Below are 23,742 nucleotides of genomic sequence, written 5' to 3' on the forward strand. Positions count from 1 at the left end.
CCGCTCGGTGAAACTGAGTACACCGTACCCGATTCAGGGTACGGTGTACTCAGTTTTAAGGTGAGCCCATGAAGGACGCGACGACGAGCAGCCTGGAACTCCTGTGGGGCACGGGCGGACGCCCCAGCCGCGGCCCCAAGCCGGGCCTCACCCTCGACCGGATCGTCACGACCGCGGTCGGGATCGCCGACGCGGAGGGCCTGGACGCGGTGTCGATGCGGCGCGTCGCCGCCGATCTCGGGGTCGGGACGATGTCGCTGTACCGGTACGTCCCCGGGAAGACCGAGCTGCTCGACCTGATGCTCGACCGCGTCCAGGGCGAGTCCCTCCAGGGCGACCCGGAACCGCCCGCCCCCTGGCGGGACACCGTCGAGAAGCTGGCCCGCGCCCACCTCGACCTCTACCGCGCGCATCCCTGGCTGATCCGGGTCAACCAGGCCCGCTCGGTCGTCGGCCCCAGCGCGCTGCGCGGCCTGGAACTCTGCCTGACCGGGCTCAAGGGCCCGCACGGGATGGGGCTGAGCGACCCCGAGACGATCGGGGTGATCATCACCGTGCAGAGCTATGTGGCAGGCGTCGCCCGCATGGAGATCGACACCGTGGATGCGGTGAAGGACACCGGCGTGAGCGACGAGGACTTCTGGGCGGACCAGAGCCCGTACCTGGAACGGGCGATGGCGACCGGCGACTACCCCCGCATGGCGGCCCTCGCCGACGACACCTTCTCCAGGGAGTTCGACCACTTCGCCTTCGGCCTCGAACGGCTCCTCGACGGCTTCGAGGCGCTCGTCAGCCGCGCCGCAGGAGGCGCTTCGCCCCGATGACCAGGGCGGTCGCGGCGCCGAGCACGATCACGCCCACGGTGAAGTTGCCGCGCTCCTCGGCGGTCGCCGACGAGTCCGCGCCGCCCTGGTCCGGGTCCTTCGGCGATCCGCCGGGAGCCTCGGTCGAGGGGCGCGGGGCCGGGTCGTCGCGGTCCACCCGGACGACCCTGCTGTTCGCGCCCTCCGAGCCGAACATCAGCGCCGAGCCGTCCCTCGTGTACGTGACGGACTCCGCCTGCCCCTGGAAGGGCGCCCCGGCGGAGGTGCCCTCGTCACCGAGGCGGCCGTCCTTCCACACGTACTCCTTCGCGCTGAAGTAGCCGCGCAGCAGGAGCCGTTCGCCGTCGGGCGAGAAGGCGCCGTCGGTCACCCACGGCACGTCGTCGACGCGCCGGAAGACGTTCGCGCCCGACGCCGAGAGCCGCTCCGGGCCCGCGTACAGCCCGCCGGTGTTCTCGTTCTTGCTCGCGATGTAGACCCGGCCGGTCTTCGGATGCACCATCAGGGCCTCGGCGTTGCGCGGCCCGTCGGCGTACTTCACGTCGTACTGCGTCGCCGTCACTGTCTGGTTCCTGAGCTGCTTCGGCTCCGGGAAGCGATAGATCCAGACGTGGTCCCAGGTGCCGTCCTTGTTGTCGCCGATGTCGCCGACGTAGATGGCGCCGTCCGGGCCGACGGAGATCGCCTCCATGTCGCGGGGCGTGCCGACGCCCTTCATGGTGAGCGTCGCGACCGTCTCGCCGGTACGGGAGTCGATGCCGTAGATCAACGGCGCGTCCTGGTCGTTGTGCGTCCAGTAGACCCCGGGGTGGGCGCGGCTCGCGGCCAGACCACTGGACTCCGTGATCCGGGGGTCCTTGATCGTGAAGTCCTGGTCCGCCTCGGCGGCCGCGGCGGGGGCGGCCGCCACGGTCAGGACCAGCGCGGCGGCGCCGACAACGCCCAGGAGTGATCGCATGCCCTCCAGCCTGCCATGCCACGGGTCGGGCGGCCGCCGGGTGGCCGGGATCACGTCGCAGGGGGCGGGCGGCCTCCGGGATGATGTGACCATGCGTTTCATGTTCGTCGGCGACAGCTGCACCATCGGACAGGCCGGCGACCACACCTGGCGCTACCGGATGTGGCAGCACCTCGAATCGGCGCTGCCCGGCGGGTACGAGATCGTCGGTCCGCGCGCCGAGCTGTACGACTCCGTCGCCGAGGCGCCCGTCTCGCACGCCTACGCCGACCCCGCCTTCCCCGCGGCCGCCCGCCGCCATCTGGCCGGCTGGGGCGAGGGCTGGCTGCACATGGCGCCGCTGATCGGCGAGGCGGTGACCGCGACCGGGGCCGACGTCCTGCTGGTCTCCCTCGGCCTGATAGACCTCGGGTTCTACACCAACAGCGCGCAGACCGTGGAGAACACACGCGCCTTCGTCGCCGCCGCCCGCGCGGCGAACCCGCACGTCAGGGCTGTCGTCATGCCGGTCATCCCGAACGTCCGGGCCACGTACGACCCGCCCTTCGCCGCCGAGTGCGAGCGCTTCAACGAGCTGCTCGCCAAGGCCGTCGCCGACCTCGACACGGCCGCGTCGCCGCTGTTGCTCGCGACGGCACCGGAGGCGTACGACCTGCCCACGGACACGTACGACGGCACGCACCCGGGGCCCTCCGGCGAACACAAGCTGGCGGCCGCGTTCGCCTCGGCGATGCACCAGGCGTGGGGCCTCGGCACCGCGTACGCGGGCCCGTACGGCGGTCGCTGACAGACTCCGGCAGAACATCCGCCACGCCATGTCTTCGGCGGCTCCGCCCCTGTCGGCCGCCGAGGACGTCATCAGGACGAGCGGGTCAGCCGGTTGGCGAGGGTCGACAGGGTGTACGCCCCGATGCCGAGGACGACCTCAAGGGCGTTCCGGCGGGTGTACCCGAACCCGAGGAAACGCTCCAGCTCCTCGTCGCTCACGGCTCCCGAAGCGGCGAGGACTTGGTGCGTGAACTGCCGTACGGCCTCCAGGCGTTCGGGGTTCTCCGCCGGACCCAGCTTCGCGAGCTTCGCCTCGTGGATCCCGACGCACAGATGGCACTGGTTGCGGATGGCCACGGTCAGGACCACGGTCTCACGGGAGTGCGGGTCGAGCGTCGTGGCCTCGAACATCGCGCTCAGCCGGAGAAAGCCGTCCAGCGCGTGCGGGGACTCGGCCATGCGGGCCACGGCCTGCGGCACGTGACCCCAGGCGGCGGCGACGCCCTCCATCGGGCCGCGCGAGGCGGCGGGGGCGGTCTCTACGGTGTGATCGGTGAACAAGGCGACTCCAGGGCAGACGCGAGCAGAGAGTAGGATCGACAACATGGTTGACCAGTTCGGTGCGAGAAACGTAAACCAGGTTGTCGATAACGGCAAGAGGGAACCGGCCGCCGCCGGCTACGAGCTGCCCCTGCTCCTCTTCGCCGGCTTCCGCACCCTCATCGACCGGCTCCACGCCGAACTCGCCCGCCAGGGCCACCCCGACATCCGCCCCGCCCACGGCTTCGCCCTGCAGGCCATCGCGGCGGGCGGCCCGCGCGGTACGACCGCCAGCGACATCGGCCGCCACCTCGGCGTCTCCAAGCAGGCCGCGGGCAAGACCGTCGACCGGCTCCTCGACCTCGGCTACGCCGAGCGCGCCGACGACCCCGCCGACGCCCGCCGCAAACTCGTCCGCCTCACCGCCCACGGCCTCGACGCCCTCGCCCGCTCGGCCGCGGTCTTCGACCGGCTCCACGCGGAATGGTCCGCGACCCTCGGCGCCGAGCGCGTAAGGGACATGGAGGGCGCACTGCGCCGGGTCGTCCCCCCGGAGACCGCCTTCCGCCTCGACGCCGGCAGCTGGCTCGGCGGCTGACCTGGGCGGGCGACCGGCCCGGCGGCCGGCTGGCCGACTCCAACGACCGCGCGCGGGAACCCCCTTGCCTGGAGCGCGCTCCAAGGAGTTGGCTTGGGGACCATGAAGTACACGCAGCTCGGACGCACGGGACTCAAGGTCAGCCGACTCGTCCTCGGCACGATGAACTTCGGCCCGCAGACCGACGAGGCCGACAGCCACGCGATCATGGACGCCGCGCTGGACGCGGGCATCAACTACTTCGACACCGCCAACGTCTACGGCTGGGGCGAGAACAAGGGCCGCACCGAGGAGATCATCGGCAGCTGGTTCGCCCGGGGCGGCGGCCGCCGCGAGAAGACCGTCCTCGCCACCAAGGTCTACGGCTCCATGTCCCGCGAGGGCGAGACCTGGCCCAACGAGGACAAGCTCTCCGCCCTGAACATCCGCCGCGCCGTGGACGCCTCCCTCACCCGGCTCGGCACCGACCACATCGACATCTACCAGTTCCACCACGTCGACCGGCTGACCCCCTTCGACGAGATCTGGCAGGCGATCGACGTCCTGATCCAGCAGGGCAAGATCCTCTATGCCGGCTCCTCCAACTTCCCCGGCTACAAGATCGCCCAGGCCAACGAGACCGCCGCGCGCCGCGGCGCCGTCGGCCTCGTCAGCGAGCAGTGCCTCTACAACCTCTTCGAGCGCCGCGCCGAGATGGAGGTCATCCCGGCGGCGCAGGAGTACGGACTCGGGGTCATCCCCTGGTCCCCGCTGCACGGCGGACTGCTCGGCGGCATCCTCAAGAAGCAGGTCGAGGGCGGACGGCGGGCGAGTGGCCGGGCGGCCGACAGCCTCGCCGACACGGCCGTACGCGCCAGGATCCAGGCGTACGAGGACCTGCTTGACAAGCACGGCGTCGAGCCCGGCGAGGCGGCGCTCGCCTGGCTGCTCACGCGCCCCGGAGTCACGGGACCGATCGTCGGCCCGCGCACGGCGGAGCAGTTGGAGAGCGCCCTGCGGGCGGTCGAGCTGGAGCTGTCCGACGACCTGCTGGCCGGACTCGACGAGGTCTTCCCGGGCCCGGGACCGTCACCGGAGGCCTTCGCCTGGTGAACGGGCGGTCGGTGCGCGCCCCGGCCGGGGTATGCACGGGTACCCACCACCTGCGGGCCGTCGGCCGAGGGGCAAGCCCCCTCGGCCGGCGGCCCGCCCGCGGGTGATACTCGCGGACATGACACCCGACATGATCAAGACGCCCGACACCCCGGCCTGCGCCACCGCACTGGAGGTGGCCACCGCCTACTGCTCGCCGGCGCTGCTGAACCACTCGGTCCGGGCCCATGTGTGGGCCGCCGCGTACGGCACGGCGCAGGGCATCGACTTCGATCCCGAGCTGCTGTACGTCGCTTCGCTGCTCCACGACATCGGGCTGACGCCGGAGTTCGACAGCCACACGGTGGGTTTCGACCACGCGGGCGGCCATGTGGCGTGGGTGTTCGCCGCGGGCGCGGGGTGGCCGGCGGCCAGGCGGCAGCGGCTGGCGGACGTGATCGTCGCGCACATGGCGAACGATGTCGACGTCCAGGCGGACCCGGAGGGCTTCCTGCTGGAGCGCTCGACCAGTTTGGACATCTCCGGCCGGTACACGGACGACTTCTCCGCCGCGTTCAAGGCGGAGGTACTGGCGCGCCACCCGCGCCTCGGGATCGCGGAGGAGTTCCTCGGCTGCTTCCGCGACCAGGCGGAGCGCAAGCCGACGAGTTCCGCGGGGGCCTCGATCCGCGCCGGTATCGCCGAGCGGGTCCTCACGAACGCGCTCGACGCGGAGTCACTGGCCGAGCACCGATGACAGGGCGACGATCGCGAACATCAGTACGAGCACACCGGCCATGATCCGGTTTCGGGTCTTCGGGTCCACCCGACGAGGTTAACCTGCGCCGCCGAGCGGCCATGCGGCGACCGTCTCGTACCGGGGCTGCTCCCCCCGCACCCCGCCGGCCGGGAGGTTGCTGCGGACGAGGGCCAGCTCCGGTACCTGCCAGCGGGTGCCCTCGAAGGCGGCGAGCGCGTCGACGAAGGGGTGCAGGTCGAGGTCGGCGGCGCGGGAGCGGGCGACGGTGAGGTGGGCCTGGTAGCGGCGGTGCTCGTCCATCGCGACACCCGCGCGGCGGGCGGCGGCGTCGGCGCGCTCGGCGAGCAGGCGCATCTCGTCGAGGTCCCCGGCGGCCCCCGTCCACAGCACCGCCCGGCCGAAACGACCGCCGCCGTGCAGCCGCAGGCCGAACGGCGGCGTGCGGTGGGCGGCGCGGGCGAGCCGCGCGTGGAGGTCGGGGAGCAGCGCGTCGTCGACCTCGCCCATGAAGGCGAGCGTGAAGTGCCAGCCAGGCCGGGAGGTCCACCTCAGCCGCTCGGCGCCGGGCAGGTGGGCCAGGCGGTCGACGACGCCGGCGAGTTCCGTGAGCTGCTCCCGGGGAGGCAGCACGGCAGCGAAAAGCCTCATGCGGAAAGTCTCGCAGCGGCGGCTGCGCTCCGGGGACCGGCACTGTCCGCCGCTGCGAGGGGGGGGCGGCGGCTGTCAGGCCGCGCCCGGGGCCGGGGCCAGTCCGCCGCTGCGGGGCCGACGCTGTCCGCCGCTCCGGGGACCGGCGCTGTCCGCCCCTGCGGGGGGGCGGGCGCTGTCCGCCCCTGCGGGGGGGGCGGGCGCTGTCCGCCGCTGCGGGGGGGGGCGGGCGCTGTCCGCCGCTCCGGGGGCCGGCGGCTGTCAGGCCGCGCCCGGGGCCGGGGCCTGTCCGCCGCTGCGGGGGCCGGCGGCTGTCCGCCGCTCCGGGGGCCGACGCTGTCCGCCCCTGCGGGGGGCGGGCGCTGTCCGCCCCTGCGGGGGGCGGGCGCTGTCCGCCCCTGCGGGGGGGCGGGCGCTGTCCGCCGCTGCGGGGGGGCGGGCGCTGTCCGCCGCTGCGGGGGGGGGCGGGCGCTGTCCGCCGCTCCGGGGGCCGGCGGCTGTCAGGCCGCGCCCGGGGCCGGGGCCTGTCCGCCGCCCTCGGAGGCCGCCGCCCGTCGGCCGGTCCGGCCCCCCGGGGTCGGCGCCTGTCCGCCGCTCCCGGGGGCCGGAGCCTGGCGGGTCCGGCCCCCCGGGGGCCGGCTACGCCGCCGTCGCGAGCGCCTCGCGTTCCACGAACCGCACCCGCGGGTGCCCGTGGTGCCAGCCCAGGGACATCCTGAGGCCGCCGACCCGGGCCAGGACCAGGCCGATCGCACCGGCCGCCACGAGCGAGACCAGGCCGCCCGTCGCGAAGCCCACGCGCGGTCCGTACGTGTCCGTGATCCAGCCCAGCAGCGGCGCGCCGATCGGCGTACCGCCCGCGAAGACCATCATGTAGAGGCTCATGACCCGGCCCCGCATCGCCGGGTCGGTCGCGAGCTGGACCGCCGAGTTGGCGGTGATGTTGACCGTCAGGCCGAACATGCCGATCGGCACGAGCAGCAGCGCGAAGAGCCAGAACGACGGCGAGAGCGCCGCCGCGATCTCCAGGACGCCGAAGACGACGGCCGCGCCCACCAGCTTCCGTAGCCGCGTGGAGCCGCGCCGGGCGGCGAAGAGCGCGCCCGCGAGCGAGCCGGCCGCCATGAGGGTGTTCAGGAAGCCGTACGTCCCCGCGCCGACGTGGAAGATCTCCTCCGAGAAGGCCGTGAGCCAGATCGGGAAGTTGAAGCCGAAGGTGCCGACGAAGCCCACGAGGACGATCGGCCAGATCAGCTCCGGCCGCCCGGCGACGTACCGCAGTCCCTCACGGAGCTGGCCCTTGCCGCGCGGCGCGCGCTCCACGGGGTGGAACTCGCTCGGACGCATCAGCCACAGTCCGGTGAGCGGGGCGAGGAAGAACAGGCCGTTGAGCAGGAACGACCAGCCGCTGCCGACGGTCGCGATGAGCAGGCCGGCGACGGCGGGGCCGACCAGCCGGGCGGACTGGAAGTTCGCGGAGTTCAGCGAGACGGCGTTGCGCAGCTGCTTCGGGCCGACCATCTCGGAGACGAACGACTGCCGGGTCGGGTTGTCGACCACGGTGACCATGCCGAGCAGGAAGGCGACCAGGTAGACGTGCCAGACCTGGATGTGACCGGAGAGCGTCAGGACGGCGAGCGCGAGTCCGCAGAGGCCGAGGGCGGCCTGGCTGATCATGAGGATGAGCCGCTTCGAGTAGCGGTCGGCGATGACGCCGCCGTACAGACCGAAGAGCAGCATCGGGAGGAACTGGAGCGCTGTCGTGACGCCGACCGCGGCGGCGGAGCCGGTGAGGCTCAGGACCAGCCAGTCCTGGGTGATGCGGGCCATCCAGGTGCCGGTGTTGGAGACGATGGCACCGGTGAAGAACAGCCGGTAGTTGCGGATGCGGAGTGAGGAGAAGGTTTCCCCCCGCCCGCGGGTGTGGGTGTCGGGTTTGTGGACGGGTGCGGAGTCTGCTCCGGGTCCCGTACTCAAAGTGCGTCGCCTCCTCGGCGTCGGGGCTGGGGGGCCGGAGGCCGTCCCCCCGAGGGTCAGAGGTGTGCGAGCTTCTCCAGGACGGGGGCGGCCGCGCGCAGCTTGGCCCAATCGTCCTCGTCCAGGCCCTCGGCGAGGGCGGCCAGCCAGGCGTTCCGCTTGCGGCGGGACTCTTCGAGCATGGTCTCGGCCCGCTCGGTCTGGCTGACGACCTTCTGCCTGCGGTCGTCGGGGTGAGGCTCCAGCCGGACCAGTCCCTTGGCTTCGAGCAGCGCCACGATGCGGGTCATCGACGGCGGCTGGACGTGCTCCTTGCGGGCCAGCTCACCGGGGGTGGCCGAGCCGCAGAGCGCCAGAGTGCCGAGGACCGACATCTCGGTCGGGCTCAGCGACTCGTCGACGCGCTGGTGCTTGAGTCGTCGGCCGAGGCGCATGACGGCGGAGCGGAGCGCGTTCACGGCGGCGACGTCGTCGGCGGTGCCGTGGGACAGGTCAGGCATGTTCGTTAGCATAACTCATTAGCGGAGCTAAATACCACTCGGAATGCCCGTGGCCGAATCAGTCACCCGAACGAGTGAGAAGGATCCGAAAAGTGACGCACCGGGCCCATCCGTGCCGCGACCCTGACTGGCATGGGATCGACCGTGCTCAGCCTGCGCATCGACGGTGAGCTGTTCGACCGTCTCAAGGGACATGCCGCCAAACGCGGAATGAGCGTCCAGGACTACGTGGTCCGGACGCTCATCCGCGATGACTTCGACGAACGGTTCCAGTCGGCCGTCGACGAGACAGAGAAGTTCTACGGGCTGACGAAGCCCGATCAGGTCAGTCCGCTCACGTGAGGCCGAGGGCCGGCATCGCGTAGTAGAAGACGAACACCGCCGACACCACGTACATGGCGACGGGCACCTCGCGGCCCCGGCCGGCGGCGAGCCGCAGCACGCTGAAGGCGATGAAGCCGATGCCGATGCCGTTGGTGATCGAGTACGTGAACGGCATCATCACCATCGCCAGGAACGCCGGCACCGCGATGGTGAAGTCGCTCCAGTCGATCTCCTTGACCGACCCGGCCAGGATCAGGAAGCCGACCGCGAGCAGCGCGGGCGTCGCCGCCTGGGACGGGACCATCGTGGCGAGCGGCGTGAGGAACAGCGCCACCGAGAACAGCGCGCCGGTGACCACCGAGGCGAGTCCGGTACGGGCTCCCTCGCCGACGCCCGCCGTGGACTCCACGAAGCAGGTCGTGGCGGAGGACGAGGTGGCACCGCCGGAGGCGACGGCCAGGCCGTCCACCAGCAGGACCTTGTTGATGCCCGGGAAGTTGCCGTCCTTGTCCATCAGCTTGGCCTCGTCGCCGACGCCGAGGATGGTGCCCATCGCGTCGAAGAAGCAGGACAGCAGCACGGTGAAGACGAAGAGGACGCCGGTCAGCATCCCGACCTTCTCGAACCCGCCGAAGAGGCTCACCTCGCCGACCAGCCCGAAGTCGGGCGAGGCCACCGGGTTGCCGGGCCAGGTCGGGGTGGTCAGGCCCCAGGACGGGACGGTGGCGACCGCGTTGATCACCATCGCCACGATCGTCATGACGACGATGGAGATGAGGATGGCGCCCGGCACCTTGCGGATGATCAGCGCCAGGGTGAGCAGCGTGCCGAGGACGAAGACCAGGACCGGCCAGCCGGCGAGGTGGCCGTCGCCGCCGAGCTGGAGCGGGACGGTGGTGTGCGCGGCGTCGGGGATACGGGAGACGAAGCCCGAGTCGACGAGGCCGATGAGCATGATGAAGAGGCCGATGCCGATCGCGATGCCCTTGCGCAGGCCGACCGGGACCGCGTTCATCACGCGCTCACGCAGACCGGTGGCGACGAGCAGCATCACGACGAGGCCCGCGAGGACGACCATGCCCATCGCGTCCGGCCAGGACATCCGGGGCGCGAGCTGGAGGGCGACGACCGTGTTGACGCCGAGGCCGGCCGCGAGGGCGATCGGCACGTTGCCGATGACGCCCATGAGGAGCGTCGAGAAGGCCGCGGTGAGCACGGTCGCGGTGACCAGCTGGCCGCCGTCGAGCTGGTGCCCGTACATGTCCTTGGCACTGCCGAGGATGATCGGGTTCAGCACGATGATGTAGGCCATCGCGAAGAAGGTGGCGAAACCGCCGCGGACCTCGCGGGCGACCGTGGAGCCGCGCTCGGAGATCTTGAAGAAGCGGTCGACGCCGGAGACGGGAGTGCCGTTCTCCGGGGCGGGGGGCATGGCCTTGGCGGTGGCCGTGGTGGTCATGGGGGGTTCCTCGCGGGTGGCGTATTCGGCGGTTCATACGAAGAAAACCCGCCTCAGGCAAACCGTTTCAGTATGAACACATGAACGAAGGAGCGTCCATCTCCGCGCGTAGACCCCTTGTGCCGCCGCCTAGACTGACCGCATGGCGAAGTGGACCCCCAAGCACGAGGCACCCGAGCCCCTGGAGGGGCCCGTCGTCGCCACCATCACCGGCGGCACGATCCTCTGGTTCGTCCTCTTCCTCGTCCAGGTCCCTTTCTACGGCTGGTTCGACGACCGCGACCTGACATGGTGGGTGTGGACGTGCCTGGCCGGGGCCGGCCTCGGCCTGATCGGCATCTGGTACGTACGGAAGCGCGACGCGGCCATCAAGAGGGACGCGGCGCGCAAGGCCGCCGAGGCCGCCGAGGGCGCCGCCCCCACCCCGTAGGACGGCAGGACACCGCCCACGACCGCCGGACACCCCCGTAGTACCCCGGGACGATTCCGGTCCTCCCGCGGTCTGATGTTCACCCCTCTCGGCGGGTGAACGGTCCGTTCCGGTCGTACCGTCGAGAACATGACTCAGCGGGCGAAGATCGACTCGGGCGGCAGCGGGAACGCGGCGGACGAGCACCCGGTCGTCCACAGCGTCACCGGCCTGACCTCCGCCGAGGTCGCCGAACGCGTCGCCCGGGGCGAAGTCAACGACGTCCCCGTCCGCAGCTCCCGCTCCACCGTCGACATCGTCCGCGGCAACGTCTTCACCCGCTTCAACGCGATCATCGGCGTGCTCTGGGTGATCATGCTCTTCGTCGCGCCGATCCAGGACAGCCTCTTCGGCTTCGTGATCATCGCCAACACCGGCATCGGCATCATCCAGGAGCTCCGCGCCAAGAAGACCCTCGACGGGCTCGCCGTCATCGGCGAGGCGAAACCCACCGTCCGCCGCGACGGGGCCGCCGCGGAGGTCTCCACCTCCGAGATCGTCCTCGGGGACCTGATCGAACTCGGCCCCGGCGACAAGGTCGTCGTCGACGGCGAGGTGGCGGAGGCCGAGAGCCTGGAGGTCGACGAGTCGCTGCTCACCGGCGAGGCCGACCCGGTCGTGAAGAAGCCCGGCGACCGGATGATGTCGGGCTCCTTCGTCGTCGCGGGCGGCGGTGCGTTCACCGCCACCAAGGTCGGGCGCGAGGCGTACGCCGCCCAGCTCGCCGAGGAGGCCTCGCGCTTCACCCTCGTCCACTCCGAGCTGCGCTCCGGCATCTCCACGATCCTCAAGTACGTGACGTGGATGATGGTCCCGACCGCGATCGGCCTCATCATCAGCCAGCTCGTCGTCAAGGACACCAACTTCAAGGACTCCGTCGCCCGGACCGTCGGCGGCATCGTCCCGATGATCCCCGAGGGTCTCGTCCTCCTCACCTCCGTCGCCTTCGCGATCGGGGTGATCCGCCTCGGCCGCAAACAGTGCCTCGTGCAGGAACTGCCGGCCATCGAGGGCCTCGCCCGCGTCGACGTCGTCTGCCTCGACAAGACGGGCACACTGACCGAGGGCGGCATGGACGTCACCGAGCTGCGCCCCCTGAACGGCACGGACGAGTCGTACGTACGGAAGGTCCTCGGCGCCCTCGGCGAGTCCGACCCGCGCCCCAACGCCTCGCTGCAGGCCATCATCGACGCCTACCCCGACTCCGAGGAGTGGCGCTGCATCGAGTCGCTGCCCTTCTCCTCGGCCCGCAAGTACAGCGGCGCGGCCTTCAGCGAGGGCGACGGGGACGCCTCCTCCTGGCTGCTCGGCGCGCCCGACGTGCTGCTGAAGGCCGACGACCCCACGCTCGCCGAGATCGACCACCTCAACGAGCAGGGGCTGCGCGTCCTGCTCCTCGCCCGCACCACGCGCGAGCTCGACGCCCCCGACGTCGCCCATGACGCGCGCCCCACGGCCCTCGTCGTCCTCGAACAGCGGCTGCGGCCCGACGCCGCCGACACGCTCGCCTACTTCGCCGACCAGAACGTCGCCGCCAAGGTCATCTCCGGCGACAACGCGGTGTCGGTCGGCGCGGTGGCGGGCAAGCTCGGCCTGCCAGGCGCCGAGAACACCGTCGACGCCCGTCTGCTGCCGGCCGAGCCGTCCGCGATGGCCGACGAACTCGACCGCAACGCCGTCTTCGGCCGGGTCAGCCCGCAGCAGAAGCGGGACATGGTCGGCGCGCTCCAGTCCCACGGCCACACGGTCGCCATGACGGGCGACGGCGTGAACGACGTCCTCGCGCTCAAGGACGCCGACATCGGCGTCTCCATGGGCTCCGGCTCGGAGGCGACCCGCGCGGTCGCCCAGATCGTCCTCCTGAACAACTCCTTCGCGACCCTCCCGTCGGTGGTGGCCGAGGGCCGCCGGGTCATCGGCAACATCACCCGGGTCGCGACGCTCTTCCTGACGAAGACGGTCTACTCCGTCCTCCTGGCGATCCTGGTGGTCTGCTCCCAGGTCGAGTACCCCTTCCTGCCCCGGCACCTGACCCTGCTGTCCACGCTCACCATCGGCGTCCCCGCGTTCTTCCTCGCACTCGCCCCCAACAAGGAGCGCGCGAAGCCGAACTTCGTGAAAAGGGTGATGCGGTACGCGATCCCGGGCGGGATCGTCGCGGCGGCGGCCACCTTCACGACGTACCTCGTGGCCCGCTCGTACTACAGCGGCCCGGGCTCCCTGGACGCCGAGACGAGCGCCGCGACCCTGACCCTCTTCCTGGTCTCCATGTGGGTGCTGGCGATCGTCGCCCGCCCCTATACCTGGTGGCGCATCGCCCTGGTCGCGGCCATGGGCGGCGCCTTCCTCCTGGTCCTGGTCGTGCCCTGGCTCCAGGAGTTCTTCGCTCTGAAACTGGTCGGCGTGACGATGCCCTGGACGGCGGTGGCGATCGCGGCGGCCGGCGCGGGCCTGCTGGAGCTGGCCTGGCGCTGGGTGGACCACCGGTTCCCGGCCTGAGCGCCCAGGGGCTCGCCTTGAGGGCCCCGGCGCGCGGAGGGCCTCACGCCTCGAGGGTGTCCTGCTTGCCGGCCGTCGCCCTCCACAGGTGGTGGCAGGAGACCAGGGTCGCCGCGAGCAGCAGGCTGTTGCGGACGACCATCAGGGTGTTGCCCAGGGTCGTGCCCAGCATGACCTCCTGGTAGTACGTCGGGAAGACGAGCGCCGTCACCGCGGTCGCGGCGAGCAGCAGCCAGGCAACCGGGCGCTGGGTGGTGTGCCGGGAGGTGAGGCAGACCGCCGCCAGGCCCAGGAGCCAGACCATGTACTGCGGACTGATCACCCGGCTGGTGACCGTGAACAGCAGGACCGCGGTGAGCGCCGCGTCGAACGGTGTCGCCCCGGTCCACCGCGAGGCCCGGCCCCGCCAGAGCATCAGCCAGCCGAAGGCGGCTGCCGTCGCCATCAGCGAGAGCTGCGTCACGGTCGCCACGTGCGCGCCGACGAACTCGATGGCGCCGTAGCGGACCTCGATCCCGATCGGCATCCCCGAGGCCCGCATCAGGGACAGCGCCGTGCCGCCCATCGACTCGATCTGCACGCCACGGGCGCCCTGTTGCAGGAGGAAGTCGAAACTGTGCCGGAAGGCGAGGGCCAGGAAGGCCAGCAGTGCCACGGCGGTCAGGGCCGCGGACCGCCACGCCTCCCGGCTGGTCCGGCCACGCTCGGTGCCCACCAGGGTGAGCAGTGGCCACACCTTGACCAGGGCGCCGAGCGCGGCGAACGCCCCGCCGAGGCGCGGATGGCGGCGCCCGGCGAGCAGCGCGAGGACGGCGAGAGCCGTCACCTGGATGTCGAACCGCCCGTGCGGGAGGTTCAGGAGCAGGGCGAGTCCGGCGGTCCACAGCCAGGCGCCCGCGAGCCGGCGGCCCGGGCGGGCCAGGGCCAGCGTGACCACGGCGTCGGCGGCGAGCGTGAGCACGAGGAACGCCGCGAAGTAGTCGAGGAAGGGCAGCAGCGACGGGAAGAGGAACAGCAGCCCGGCGCCCGGCGGGTACTGCCAGGTGACGTCTCCGACCGGGTAGGAACCGTCGGTCAGCCGCTCCGACCACAGCGGGTAGAGGTACTCCACCTCGGCCGAGACGTTGCTGACGCCGATGTCGTCCTGGACCAGCAGGTGGACCATGACGATCCGGGTCAGGACCCAGGCCGTCCAGATCGCCGCGAGCGACGTCCGGGTGGACCAGGAGGCCGCCCACACCTCCCTGAGCCCGGCCGCCCGGGCAGGGCGGGGGGCGTCCGGGCCGGCGGGGGTGCGGTCGGGTTCGGCGGGCTCGGCGGGCTCGGCGGGCTCAGCGGGCTCAGCGGGCTCAGCGGGCCCAGGGTCAGAGGTGGCCCGGTCGGCGGTGGCCCCGTGCGGGTGCTCCTCGGGAGAGGCGCCGCCCAGCAGGCCGGCCTTCTGCTGCGTCATGGCTCGGGAATGTAGGCCGGTACGTCCCCGCCTCCCGTGAACGCACCGCCCGCGCCCGCCGACGTCCCCCCGTCGGGCGGGCGCTCACAGGGCCAGTCAGTCGAACCACCTGTCGCGGGCCAGTTCCGCCGTACGCGAGGGGTCCTCCAGGAGCGCCGCGACCTCGAAGCGACGCGGCCACTGGCCCGCCGCCCAGGCGAGGCCGGCCGCGACGCCCTCCAGGGTCGCGGCGTGGATCGTGCCGTCCGGGGTCTGACGCCAGTCCAGTTCGACGCCCGCGGCGCGGAGCTCCTCGTGCTCGACGTACGACTCCGGGGTGGCCGGACCGAGGAGCGCGTGGACCGAGGGCGGGACGTCGTGCTCCTCGCCCACCGTGGTCACCTCGGCCTCGACGGACTCGCTCAGCCGCCGCACCTGGAACAGCTCCGCCAGGTCGGCCGCCCGCGCCGGGGCCACCGGCAGCAGCGGAAGCCCGCCCGCGAGCGGAAGGAGGTCGGGGGCGTCCGCGACCAGGGCCTCGGAGGCGTCGACGACCACGAGTTCGCCGTCCACGACCGCGCGCAGGTCGTCCGGGAGGGTGACCTGCTCGGGGTCCAGGTCGGCCAGCGCCGTGTACAGGGCGTGCAGTTGGGCGCCGGAGACCGTACGGTCCGGGTCGGCGAGCCGGCCGAGCAGCTCGGCCGCGCCGCCCGGCTCGTCGAGGAGCGCGGGGACGGAGGTCCGCACGCCGAGCGCCCGCAGGACCTGCTCGTCCTCGAAGCCGGTCGCGTCGGCGGAGTCGTACAGGCCGATGAGGAGGGGGTCCGTGCCCGCGGCCCGCAGGCCCGCCGGTCGCCGGCCGTCGAGGACGGGGTGGTCGCGCAGCCACCAGGCCGTGTACGACCGTACGGTCTCGGTGGTGCCGTCCGGCATCAGGACCCGTACGGGCTGGGTGAGCGCGTCCCGCAGCGGCGGCCGCGCGAGCAGGGCGAGCGCCTGCGGCCAGGCGTCGTCGTCGACCAGGTCCAGGTCCCGTACGGCGACGATCTCGGTCGCGACCGGCGGCACGGGAGCCTCCGGCAGCCGGTCGAGGACGTCCTCGCACCAGACGTCGACGGCGTCGAGCAGTCCGGCGTCGTCGGTCTCGGCGAAGTCGCCCTCGCGGGGCTCCAGTTCGTCGGGGTCGAGGACGAGGTCGGTGGCCCGGACGAGGGCGAAGCCGGCGAGCACCCCGCAGGCGGCGAGCGGCTGCTCGCCCCAGCGGTCGGCCAGTTCGGCGTCGCAGAGGGCGAGTTCGTCCTCGCGCATCACGGCGGCGAAGGCGCTGCCGGGCAGGACCAGTTCACCGGCGGGCGCGAGCTCCCCGTCCTCGTCCGGGAGGGCGAGCGCGCCGAGCCAGGGCTCGTCGCCCGGCTCCAGCTCCGCGTCCCGGACCAGCGCGAGGACCGTCTCGGCCAGCTCGTCGGCGTCCAGGGTGTCGGCGTCCTCGTCCCAGATCTCGCCCGCGTCGAGGGAGGCGGCGACCGCCGCCCTGACCTGGGGAGTCGTCAGGACCGCGCGGGGCGTGGCCGGGAGCGCGCCCAGCTTCTCCAGGATCGGGTGGGCGGCGTCCGGGTGGGCGACCTTGAGGCCGAGCCGGGTCAGGTCGGCGGGGGTGCCGTCCTGGGGAAGGAGCACGTGCCGGGGGCCGATGGTGGTGCGGATCCTGGCGTCCTCGGGCGCGTCGGCCGGGGCGGCCAGCGGCACCGGGAGGCCGGTCAGCCGGTCCGGGTCCACGCCCGCGAGGGAGTCGTACAGCCGCCACCACCACGACGGCGGGCGGTCGACGCCGGCGAGACGGTCGATCGCCTCGGTCAGCGGGACCCGACCGATGCCGAGCGTGCGCAGCTCCGCCCGTCGTTCGAGCCCGGCGGGCAGCAGGGTCGGGAAGACCTCCGCCAGGACGGCGACGGTGTCGCGGCCCGCGCCCTCCACGACCTCGGCCTCCACCGGCCGCAGCGCGGGCACCTCCTCCGAGGGCGCCTCGGGCGCCAGGAACGCGACGCGCGGCAGCCGCTGGAGGATCGCCGCGCGGACCGCGCCGTCCAGGGCGCCCTTGCCGAGCGGTCCGGGCACCAGGTCGATCGTCGCGGACGTCACCGGCTCCCAGTCTGCGAGGAGTTCGGCGTACGCGTCGGCCGCGCGCTCGACGAGGAAGTCGGTGAGCGGCCCGGGGGCGGGGTGGCGGCGGGCGGTGTCCAGCGGGAGGGAGGCGATCAGCAGGGCGGGCACGCCGAGCGGCTCGTCGGTGGGGGTGGGGGCGTGGACGACGGGGGCGGTACGGGGGTGCAGCGGGGCGCCCTGGGCGTCCACGGGCACGGCCCAGGTCACCGACCAGAACGGGCGCAGCCGCTCCTCGACAGGCCGGTCCTTGAGGAGTGCGGCGTCGAGGGGGCCACCGTGGGCGACGGTCCGCCAGCGGTGGGTCTCGCGGGTGGCGGAGTCCTCGATGTGGACGTACGACTCGTGCTCGGCGCGGGTGAGGACCCGTACGCCCTCCGCGGTCTCGACGACGACCTCGGCGAGGCCGGGCAGCGTGAGCAGCAGGGCGTCGTCGACGGAGGCGAGGAGCCGCTCGGCGAGGTCGACGGCGGCGGAGTCCCGCAGCGGAAGGACGACGACGGTGTCGTAGCCGTCGGGCGCCGTGCCCTCGGCGGGCAGCGGGAGGCGCAGGAGAGGTACGTGGCCGTCCCGGCGGCGCAGCTCGTCCCCGAGGCCGGGGCTGTGCCGGGCGGCCCCGGCGGCCAGTTCACGGGCCTCGGCGAGCGACCAGCGGACGCCGCCGTGGCGGCCGAGGACGGCGGGCTCGTCGGAGACGGCGAGGACGGCGGCGAACCCGACGCCGAACCGGCCGACGGCTCCGCGGTCGTGCTCGCGCTTGGCGGAGGCGCGGAGGGTGGAGAGCGACTCGACGCCGGTCGCGTCGAGCGGGGCGCCCGTGTTGGCCGCGGCGAGGAGCGCGGGGGCGTCGGGCCCTGCGGGGTGCAGGGTGAGCCGGAGCCGCCCGGTGACGCCGGCGCGGTGGGCGGCGTCGGCGGCGTTCTGGGCGAGTTCGACGACGAGGCGGTCGCGGTAGCCGCCGAGGGCGAGGTCCTCCTCGGCGTTGGCGTCCTCGCGGAACCGGGCGGGCCCGGCGCCCCAGGCATCGAGCACGCCTCTCCGCAGCCGGGCGGTGCCGAAGGGGTCGGCTCCGTCGGTCGACGTCCTGACGCTGACGCTCACGTCTGACTCCACTCTGCGGGCGGGTGTGTACCGGTGCCCGAAGGTACCGCGCGCAGGGACGGCCGAGCGCGCCGCTCCCCCGTGTACACGGCCGTCCCGCCGGCTCGTCCCGGCACCCCGGGCCCGGGGTGCCGTGCGCGTGACGAGTGGCCCAGGTCTTCCGGGGTGCCGTGCGCGTGACGAGTGGCCCAGGTCTTCCGAGGTGCCGTACGGGTTACGAGTGGCCCAGGTCTTCCGAGGTGCCGTCCGGCTCCGTCGTCGAACCCGAGTCCTTCGCCGGACGGAGCGGGAACGCGTCCGCGCCCATCGAGTCCAGCACCGGCGGCGCCGGACGCGGCGGCTTCGGCATGACCGCCGCCTCCGAATGCCCGCCGCAGCCGTACGCGAGCGAGACGACCCGCCCGTCGGCCGGCGAGAACTCGTTCGCGCAGACGCCGAACGCCTGCTTCAGCGAGCCCGCCAGCGGCACCAGGAACGCGCAGGACTCGCAGGAGGCGGGCGCCGCCTGCGCCATCGGGGTCTTCGCCCCGAACGACTCGTCCCAGCGGTCCGCCGCCACGTGCAGCCCGTACCGCGACAGCACCCGCGCCCGGCGCATGCCGAGCTCCTCCGCCACGGCGGCGATCGCGCCCCGGGACGGCGTACGGGAGACGATCTCGGCGTCCTCCGCGTCGAGGTGGTCCGCCATCTCCTCCGAGACCGCGGAGTTCGGCGGCGGCGTGTCCTCGCCCGTGTACCCCGGCTCCAGCCTGAGGTCGTCCTGCTCCGTCGGCAGCAGGTCTCCCGGGCCCATGTCGCCCGGCCGCAGCCGCTCGCTCCACGGCACCCACTCGGGGGCCATCAGGGCGTCCGAGCCGGGCAGCAGGACGGTTTCGTCAAGGGTGACGTTCTTGGCCCGGGAGGCGCGGGTGACCGTCACGGCCCAGCGCCAGCCGCGGTAGCCCGGCTCCTTGCACTCGAAGAAGTGCGTGACGACCCGGTCGCCCTCGGCGACGGCCTCCACATGGGCCCCGACGATGCCGGGTGCGGCAGCCTCCTCGGCGGCCGTCCGCGCCAGGTCTACCGCCTCGGCGCACAGGCGGTCGGGGGTACGCGGGGTACGGCTTCGCGTCGTCGCAGCACTCACAGGTCTCGCTTCTCTCCTACGCCGTCTCACGGGTGCGCCGGCCGAGGAGCGGGAGCGAAAGCCCCGGGCGGCGGGCGGAGCGGACCAGGGGGCCGCATCGACGTCCGCGCCCGACATGTCTCGCGTCTCTCGGGCACACCTATCGTCATCCATTCTGCGGGATGCCGAAGAGGCGCGCGGCCGAGATCTTCCGCCGGTGGCGCGCTACGCACGCTACCCCCTCCGCCGCCCGCCGCCCACCTGCCCGCCCCAAGTGGCCCGGATCGTGGACCGCCTCCCGCCGTGGCACGGTTCACAAGTCCTGACCGTGGGGCACTATGACGGAGTGGCAGCCGCACGGTCGTCCGCACGATCCGACGATCATGCCGGGCCGCTCAGCCGAGCGGGCCGGAAGGTCGGGCGCGCCCTGCACTGGCCGGTCACGGGCACGGCCAAGGGCATCCGCAGGGCGACGCACGCCCATGGCGCGGGCGAGTCGGGCCTCGGCAAGCTGATCGAACTCCACGCCGTGAACGGCGCCGGAGACGTCATGATCACGGTCGCGCTCGCGTCCACGGTCTTCTTCTCGGTGCCCACGGACGAGGCTCGCGGCCGGGTCGCGCTCTACCTGGCGATCACCATGCTCCCGTTCACCCTGCTGGCCCCGGTGATCGGCCCGCTCCTCGACCGCCTGCCGCACGGGCGGCGCGCGGCGATGGCCGGGGCGATGCTGACCCGCGCGGTCCTCGCGATCACCATGTCCGGAGCGGTGGCGACCGGCGGCATCCAGCTCTATCCGGCGGCGCTCGGCGTGCTCGTCGCGTCGAAGGCGTACGGCGTGGTGCGCAGCGCCGTCGTGCCGCGGCTGCTGCCGCACGGATTCTCGCTGGTCAAGGCGAACTCACGGGTCACCCTCGCGGGTCTCCTGGCGACCGGGATCGCGGCGCCGATCGGCGCCGGGCTCCAGCAGATCGGGCCGCAGTATCCGCTGTACGGGGCGTGCGCGCTGTTCCTGCTGGGCGCGTACTGGGCGTTCCGCATGCCGCACAAGGTCGACTCGGCGAAGGGCGAACGGCGGGCGCACCTGCTCACGCACGGCGAGAAGAAACCGAGCCTGCGGACGGTGGGGCCCTCGGTGCTGCACGGGCTGCAGGCGAACGCGGCGCAGCGGATGCTGTCCGGGTTCCTGATCTTCTACCTGGCGTTCCTGCTGCGCGAGCATCCGCTGTCGGGGCAGAGCGCGGCGGTCTCGCTCGCGATGGTGGCGGTGGCGGCGGGCGTGGGGAACGCGTGCGGGACGGGCGTCGGCTCGCTCCTGAAGGAGCGCGGCCACGCGCCGGAGGTGATCATCGCCGTGATGATCACGACGGTGTGCGGTGTGGCGGTCCTCGCGGCGGCGTTCTTCAGCGGGGCGATGGTGGCCGTGCTGGGCGCGGTGGCGGGTCTGACGCAGGCGCTGTCGAAGCTGTCGCTCGACGCGCTGATCCAGCGGGACGTGCCGGAGGTGGTGCGCACGTCCGCGTTCGCCCGTTCGGAGACCCTGCTCCAGATGGCGTGGGTGGTGGGCGGCGCGATCGGCATCTCGCTGCCGCTGAGCGGCCCGGTCGGCATGTCGGTGGCGGCCGGCTTCCTGGGCCTGGGCGCGCTCCTCTCGGTCCGCGGCCTCCTGACGGCCGCCCGCAAACCCCTGCCGTCCCAGCACCCCGAGTGACGGCCCGGCCCCGGGGCGACGGCCCGCGCCCCGGGGCCGCCGGCCGGGGTTCCGCGGCGCCCTCCGGGTTTCCGTGGTGCCCGCCGGTCCTCGGGCCGCCCATCGGCGGGGGGGGCACCTTCCGGGCCCGTGTCCGGCCGGCCTCCGGGCGGCCCTGGGATGCGCGGCACGCCGGACCGTTGCCGCTTCCGCGCCGCCACACCGGGGGGAAAACGCGGCGCGCCGCACCCCCGCGTGGCGGAGTTCGACACGCCCGATAGCCTTCGGGCCATGACCGTTGCGTTCTTCACCGGCTCGCGCCGCCGGGCCGCCGTCGCCCTCGGGGCCGTCTCCGCCGGCCTCCTCGTACTCTCCGCCTGCGACAAGCCGACTCCGCTCGCGACCCTGACGGTCGGGACCGACTCGGTGCACTCCGAGGCCGCCTGCTACAACGACGGCGACGCCATCAAGGAGTCGCAGATCCAGCAGTGCCTCAACAAGAAGGCCGAGAAGTCCATCACGGTCGCCGCGGACGACAAGATCCGCTTCGGCGTCGACCCGTCGATCGCCGAGAACGGCTGGACCATCTTCCTCGGCGGGCAGAACGCCGAGCCGGAGCCGTACCACAAGACGTACCGGACCATCCCGGCCAGCGCGTTCTTCTCCTCCCAGACCGGCGAGGCGACCAACGAGACCCAGGTCACCATCGTCGAGAACGACGGCAAGAAGCTGACCGGCGTCTGGCACTTCCTGCTGAAGAAGGAATCCTGATCCTCCGGTGACGGTCCGGATCCTGATCGTGACGGCCGTGGAGGCGGAGGCGGACTCCGTCGCCCGCGGCCTTCGCCACGACGGACCGCACTCCGACGCCGACGTGCTCGTCGGCGGTGTCGGGCCCGCGGCCGCCGCCGCGGCCACCGCCACCGCGCTCGCACGGGCCGTCACCCCCTACGACCTCGTCGTCTCCGCCGGGATCGCCGGCGGGTTCCAGCCCCTCGCGCCCCTCGGCTCCGTCGTCGTGTCCGACACGATCGTCTCGGCCGACCTCGGCGCGCAGACGCCCGACGGCTACCTCACCGTCGAGGAGCTCGGGTTCGGGCGGTCCACGCACCCCGTGGCGCCCGAGCTGGTCCGGCGGATCTCCGACGCCCTCGCCCGCGGCGAGCGGCGCCACACCGTCGCGCCGGTGCTCACCGTCTCCACCGTCACCGGCACCGCCGAGCGCGCCGCCGAGCTGGCGGCCCGTCACCCCGGCGCCGCCGCCGAGGCGATGGAGGGCTTCGGCGTGGCCGAGGCCGCCGCCGCCCACGGCGTGCCCGTGGTCGAGATCCGCGCCGTCTCCAACGCCGTCGGCCCGCGCGACCGCGCCGCCTGGCGCATCGGCGAGGCCCTGGAATCGCTGCGGCACACGTTCCAGCTGCTCAAGCCCACCGTCTTCGCGGAGCCCGCCCCATGACGCCCAAGCTCAAGATCGCGTACTCGCCGTGCCCGAACGACACCTTCGTCTTCGACGCCTGGGCCCACGGCCGCGTCCCCGGCGCCCCGCGCCTGGACGTGACGTTCGCCGACATCGACCTCACCAACGGCTGGGCCGAGGCCGCCGACCCCGCGTACGACGTCCTGAAGGTCTCGTACGCCGTGCTGCCCTGGATCCTCGACGAGTACGCCCTGCTGCCCTGCGGCGGCGCGCTGGGGCGCGGCTGCGGCCCCCTGGTGCTGACCCGGGAGCCGGGGGTGGACCTCACCGGGAAGACGGTCGCGGTGCCGAGCGAGCGTTCGACGGCGTACCTGCTCTTCCGGCTCTGGGCGGCGGACGTCGTCCCGGGAGGGGTGGGGAACGTCGTCGTGATGCCGTTCCACGAGATCATGCCCGCGGTGCGCGACGGGAAGGTCGACGCGGGGCTCGTCATCCACGAGGCCCGGTTCACCTACCAGAACTACGGCCTGCACGCGCTGGCCGACATGGGCGCCCACTGGGAGGACACCACGGGCCTGCCGATCCCGCTCGGCGCGATCGTCGCCCGCCGCTCGCTCGGCCCGGACGTGCTGCGGAGCCTCGCGGAGGCGGCCCGTACGTCGGTACGGATGGCCTGGGACGACCCGGCGGTCTCACGCCCGTACGTACTCGAGCACGCGCAGGAGATGGACCCCAAGGTGGCCGATCAGCACATCGGTCTCTACGTCAACGAGTTCACGGCCGACCTCGGCGAGGCCGGCTACGCGGCCGTGCGCGGGCTGCTCACCCGCGCCGCGGCCGAGGGGCTGGTGCCGCCCCTCGGCCCGGACGCGCTGTCGTTCCCCTAGGCGACGCCCCGGGGGCATGGCCCGGGCGGGCTCACACGTCGAGCTGGTCCGCGACCGCCCGCAGCAGGCCCGCGATCTTGCCGCCCTGCGCCTTGTCGGGGTAACGGCCGCGCTCCAGCATGGGCGTGATGTTCTCCAGGAGCGTCGTCAGATCCTGCACGATGGACGCCAGTTCGTCGGGCTTACGGCGCTGCGCCGCGGCGACGGACGGGGTCGGGTCGAGGACCGTCACGGAGAGCGCCTGGTCACCGCGCTGACCCGCGACCACCCCGAACTCCACACGCTGCCCCGGCTTGAGGGCGTCGACTCCGGCAGGGAGCACCGACGAGTGGACGAAGACGTCGCCGCCGTCGTCGCGGGAGAGAAAGCCGAAGCCCTTCTCGCTGTTGAACCACTTGACCTTGCCGGTAGGCACGTCTGTCCTCGTCCTCGTACTCGATGGGAATGCGCCGGGAATCCGGCTCTGGAGACCGATTGGCGGGTCGCCGAGGCACCAAGGCTAATGGGCTTCGGGCCGGTGACAAGACGTCGCCGGTCTGTTCCTTCGGCCTGGGAACT

General features: G+C 72.9%; 22 protein-coding genes. 12 read left to right on the top strand and 10 right to left on the bottom strand.

The genetic code is table 11. The annotated features are described in order from the left end of the window. Positions 1–68 precede the first annotated feature (68 nt). Positions 69–824, top strand: a complete 756-nt coding sequence (locus tag ACZ3IJ_RS19995; RefSeq protein ID WP_467469941.1) for a TetR/AcrR family transcriptional regulator — start codon at positions 69–71, stop codon at positions 822–824. Here ACZ3IJ_RS19995 and ACZ3IJ_RS20000 read toward each other — a convergent pair. Continuing rightward, positions 790–1,782 carry a WD40 repeat domain-containing protein gene (locus tag ACZ3IJ_RS20000; protein ID WP_467469943.1) on the bottom strand — a complete coding sequence of 331 codons (993 nt, stop codon included), beginning with the start codon at positions 1,780–1,782 and terminating at the stop codon, positions 790–792. The two genes, ACZ3IJ_RS19995 and ACZ3IJ_RS20000, sit on opposite strands and share 35 nt — an antisense overlap. A 91-nt stretch (positions 1,783–1,873) precedes the next feature. Here ACZ3IJ_RS20000 and ACZ3IJ_RS20005 point away from each other — a divergent pair, with 91 nt between their 5' ends. Further along, entirely contained in the window at positions 1,874–2,569 is a 696-nt protein-coding gene (locus tag ACZ3IJ_RS20005; protein ID WP_467469945.1) for a GDSL-type esterase/lipase family protein, read from the top strand. A gap of 71 nt (positions 2,570–2,640) precedes the next feature. Here ACZ3IJ_RS20005 and ACZ3IJ_RS20010 read toward each other — a convergent pair whose 3' ends face one another. Further along, positions 2,641–3,111, bottom strand: coding sequence for a carboxymuconolactone decarboxylase family protein (locus ACZ3IJ_RS20010; protein ID WP_467469947.1), 471 nt, complete (start codon positions 3,109–3,111; stop codon positions 2,641–2,643). A gap of 43 nt (positions 3,112–3,154) precedes the next feature. Between ACZ3IJ_RS20010 and ACZ3IJ_RS20015 the strand changes: the two genes are divergently transcribed. The 3 genes from ACZ3IJ_RS20015 (at position 3,155) to ACZ3IJ_RS20025 (ending at position 5,516) form a co-directional block, all read left to right on the top strand. Next, a complete protein-coding gene (locus ACZ3IJ_RS20015) occupies positions 3,155–3,688 on the top strand; it encodes a MarR family winged helix-turn-helix transcriptional regulator (RefSeq protein ID WP_467469949.1) in 534 nt (177 codons plus the stop codon). A 102-nt stretch (positions 3,689–3,790) separates the two neighbouring features. After that, the gene (locus tag ACZ3IJ_RS20020; protein WP_467470270.1) at positions 3,791–4,780 is read left to right on the top strand and encodes an aldo/keto reductase; all 990 of its coding nucleotides are present in this window, start codon (positions 3,791–3,793) and stop codon (positions 4,778–4,780) included. Positions 4,781–4,898: 118 nt separating this feature from the next. Continuing rightward, positions 4,899–5,516: an HD domain-containing protein gene (locus ACZ3IJ_RS20025; protein ID WP_467469951.1), complete on the top strand. Its 618-nt coding sequence runs from the start codon at positions 4,899–4,901 to the stop codon at positions 5,514–5,516. Between the two features lie 78 nt (positions 5,517–5,594). Here the strand turns inward: ACZ3IJ_RS20025 and thpR are convergent, their stop codons facing one another. The 3 genes from thpR to ACZ3IJ_RS20040 form a co-directional block, all read right to left on the bottom strand. After that, positions 5,595–6,167, bottom strand: a complete 573-nt coding sequence (gene thpR, locus ACZ3IJ_RS20030; protein ID WP_467469953.1) for an RNA 2',3'-cyclic phosphodiesterase — start codon at positions 6,165–6,167, stop codon at positions 5,595–5,597. Between the two features lie 639 nt (positions 6,168–6,806). Further along, complete coding sequence (locus tag ACZ3IJ_RS20035; protein WP_467469955.1) at positions 6,807–8,144, bottom strand: MFS transporter; 1,338 nt, start codon at positions 8,142–8,144, stop codon at positions 6,807–6,809. Positions 8,145–8,200: 56 nt separating this feature from the next. Beyond that, positions 8,201–8,644: a MarR family winged helix-turn-helix transcriptional regulator gene (locus tag ACZ3IJ_RS20040; protein WP_391800396.1), complete on the bottom strand. Its 444-nt coding sequence runs from the start codon at positions 8,642–8,644 to the stop codon at positions 8,201–8,203. 132 nt (positions 8,645–8,776) lie between these two features. Here ACZ3IJ_RS20040 and ACZ3IJ_RS20045 point away from each other — a divergent pair, with 132 nt between their 5' ends. Continuing rightward, positions 8,777–8,986 carry a ribbon-helix-helix protein, CopG family gene (locus ACZ3IJ_RS20045; protein WP_391800395.1) on the top strand — a complete coding sequence of 70 codons (210 nt, stop codon included), beginning with the start codon at positions 8,777–8,779 and terminating at the stop codon, positions 8,984–8,986. Here ACZ3IJ_RS20045 and ACZ3IJ_RS20050 read toward each other — a convergent pair. Further along, entirely contained in the window at positions 8,979–10,400 is a 1,422-nt protein-coding gene (locus ACZ3IJ_RS20050) for an NCS2 family permease (RefSeq protein ID WP_467470272.1), read from the bottom strand. The two genes, ACZ3IJ_RS20045 and ACZ3IJ_RS20050, sit on opposite strands and share 8 nt — an antisense overlap. Positions 10,401–10,569: 169 nt before the next feature. Between ACZ3IJ_RS20050 and ACZ3IJ_RS20055 the strand changes: the two genes are divergently transcribed. Both ACZ3IJ_RS20055 and ACZ3IJ_RS20060 read left to right on the top strand, forming a co-directional pair. Then, the gene (locus tag ACZ3IJ_RS20055; protein WP_467469958.1) at positions 10,570–10,857 is read left to right on the top strand and encodes a DUF2530 domain-containing protein; all 288 of its coding nucleotides are present in this window, start codon (positions 10,570–10,572) and stop codon (positions 10,855–10,857) included. A gap of 129 nt (positions 10,858–10,986) precedes the next feature. Next, positions 10,987–13,395, top strand: a complete 2,409-nt coding sequence (locus tag ACZ3IJ_RS20060; RefSeq protein ID WP_467469961.1) for a cation-translocating P-type ATPase — start codon at positions 10,987–10,989, stop codon at positions 13,393–13,395. Positions 13,396–13,438: 43 nt separating this feature from the next. On the opposite strand, the gene ACZ3IJ_RS20065 is transcribed toward ACZ3IJ_RS20060, so the two are convergent. The 3 genes from ACZ3IJ_RS20065 to ACZ3IJ_RS20075 form a co-directional block, all read right to left on the bottom strand. Next, positions 13,439–14,845: a glycosyltransferase 87 family protein gene (locus ACZ3IJ_RS20065; protein WP_467469963.1), complete on the bottom strand. Its 1,407-nt coding sequence runs from the start codon at positions 14,843–14,845 to the stop codon at positions 13,439–13,441. A gap of 96 nt (positions 14,846–14,941) precedes the next feature. Then, entirely contained in the window at positions 14,942–18,097 is a 3,156-nt protein-coding gene (locus tag ACZ3IJ_RS20070; protein ID WP_467469965.1) for a sacsin N-terminal ATP-binding-like domain-containing protein, read from the bottom strand. A gap of 202 nt (positions 18,098–18,299) precedes the next feature. Then, positions 18,300–19,211 (bottom strand): DUF3027 domain-containing protein, encoded by a 912-nt coding sequence (locus ACZ3IJ_RS20075; RefSeq protein WP_467469967.1) that lies wholly within the window; start codon positions 19,209–19,211, stop codon positions 18,300–18,302. A 325-nt stretch (positions 19,212–19,536) separates the two neighbouring features. Here ACZ3IJ_RS20075 and ACZ3IJ_RS20080 point away from each other — a divergent pair, with 325 nt between their 5' ends. The 4 genes from ACZ3IJ_RS20080 to ACZ3IJ_RS20095 all read left to right on the top strand — a co-directional run bounded on the left by ACZ3IJ_RS20080 (position 19,537) and on the right by ACZ3IJ_RS20095 (position 23,184). After that, positions 19,537–20,901, top strand: a complete 1,365-nt coding sequence (locus ACZ3IJ_RS20080; protein ID WP_467469969.1) for an MFS transporter — start codon at positions 19,537–19,539, stop codon at positions 20,899–20,901. 270 nt (positions 20,902–21,171) lie between these two features. After that, positions 21,172–21,651, top strand: a complete 480-nt coding sequence (locus tag ACZ3IJ_RS20085) for a DUF2771 domain-containing protein (protein ID WP_391800388.1) — start codon at positions 21,172–21,174, stop codon at positions 21,649–21,651. 7 nt (positions 21,652–21,658) lie between these two features. Next, positions 21,659–22,336, top strand: coding sequence for a futalosine hydrolase (locus ACZ3IJ_RS20090; protein WP_467469972.1), 678 nt, complete (start codon positions 21,659–21,661; stop codon positions 22,334–22,336). Further along, a complete protein-coding gene (locus ACZ3IJ_RS20095) occupies positions 22,333–23,184 on the top strand; it encodes a 1,4-dihydroxy-6-naphthoate synthase (protein WP_467469974.1) in 852 nt (283 codons plus the stop codon). Before ACZ3IJ_RS20090 ends, ACZ3IJ_RS20095 begins: the two co-directional genes overlap by 4 nt. Before the next feature lie 31 nt (positions 23,185–23,215). Here ACZ3IJ_RS20095 and ACZ3IJ_RS20100 read toward each other — a convergent pair whose 3' ends face one another. Further along, positions 23,216–23,599: a cold-shock protein gene (locus ACZ3IJ_RS20100; protein ID WP_129767066.1), complete on the bottom strand. Its 384-nt coding sequence runs from the start codon at positions 23,597–23,599 to the stop codon at positions 23,216–23,218. Positions 23,600–23,742: the final 143 nt, after the last annotated feature.

Source organism: Streptomyces sp. NPDC013317, assembly GCF_055563155.1.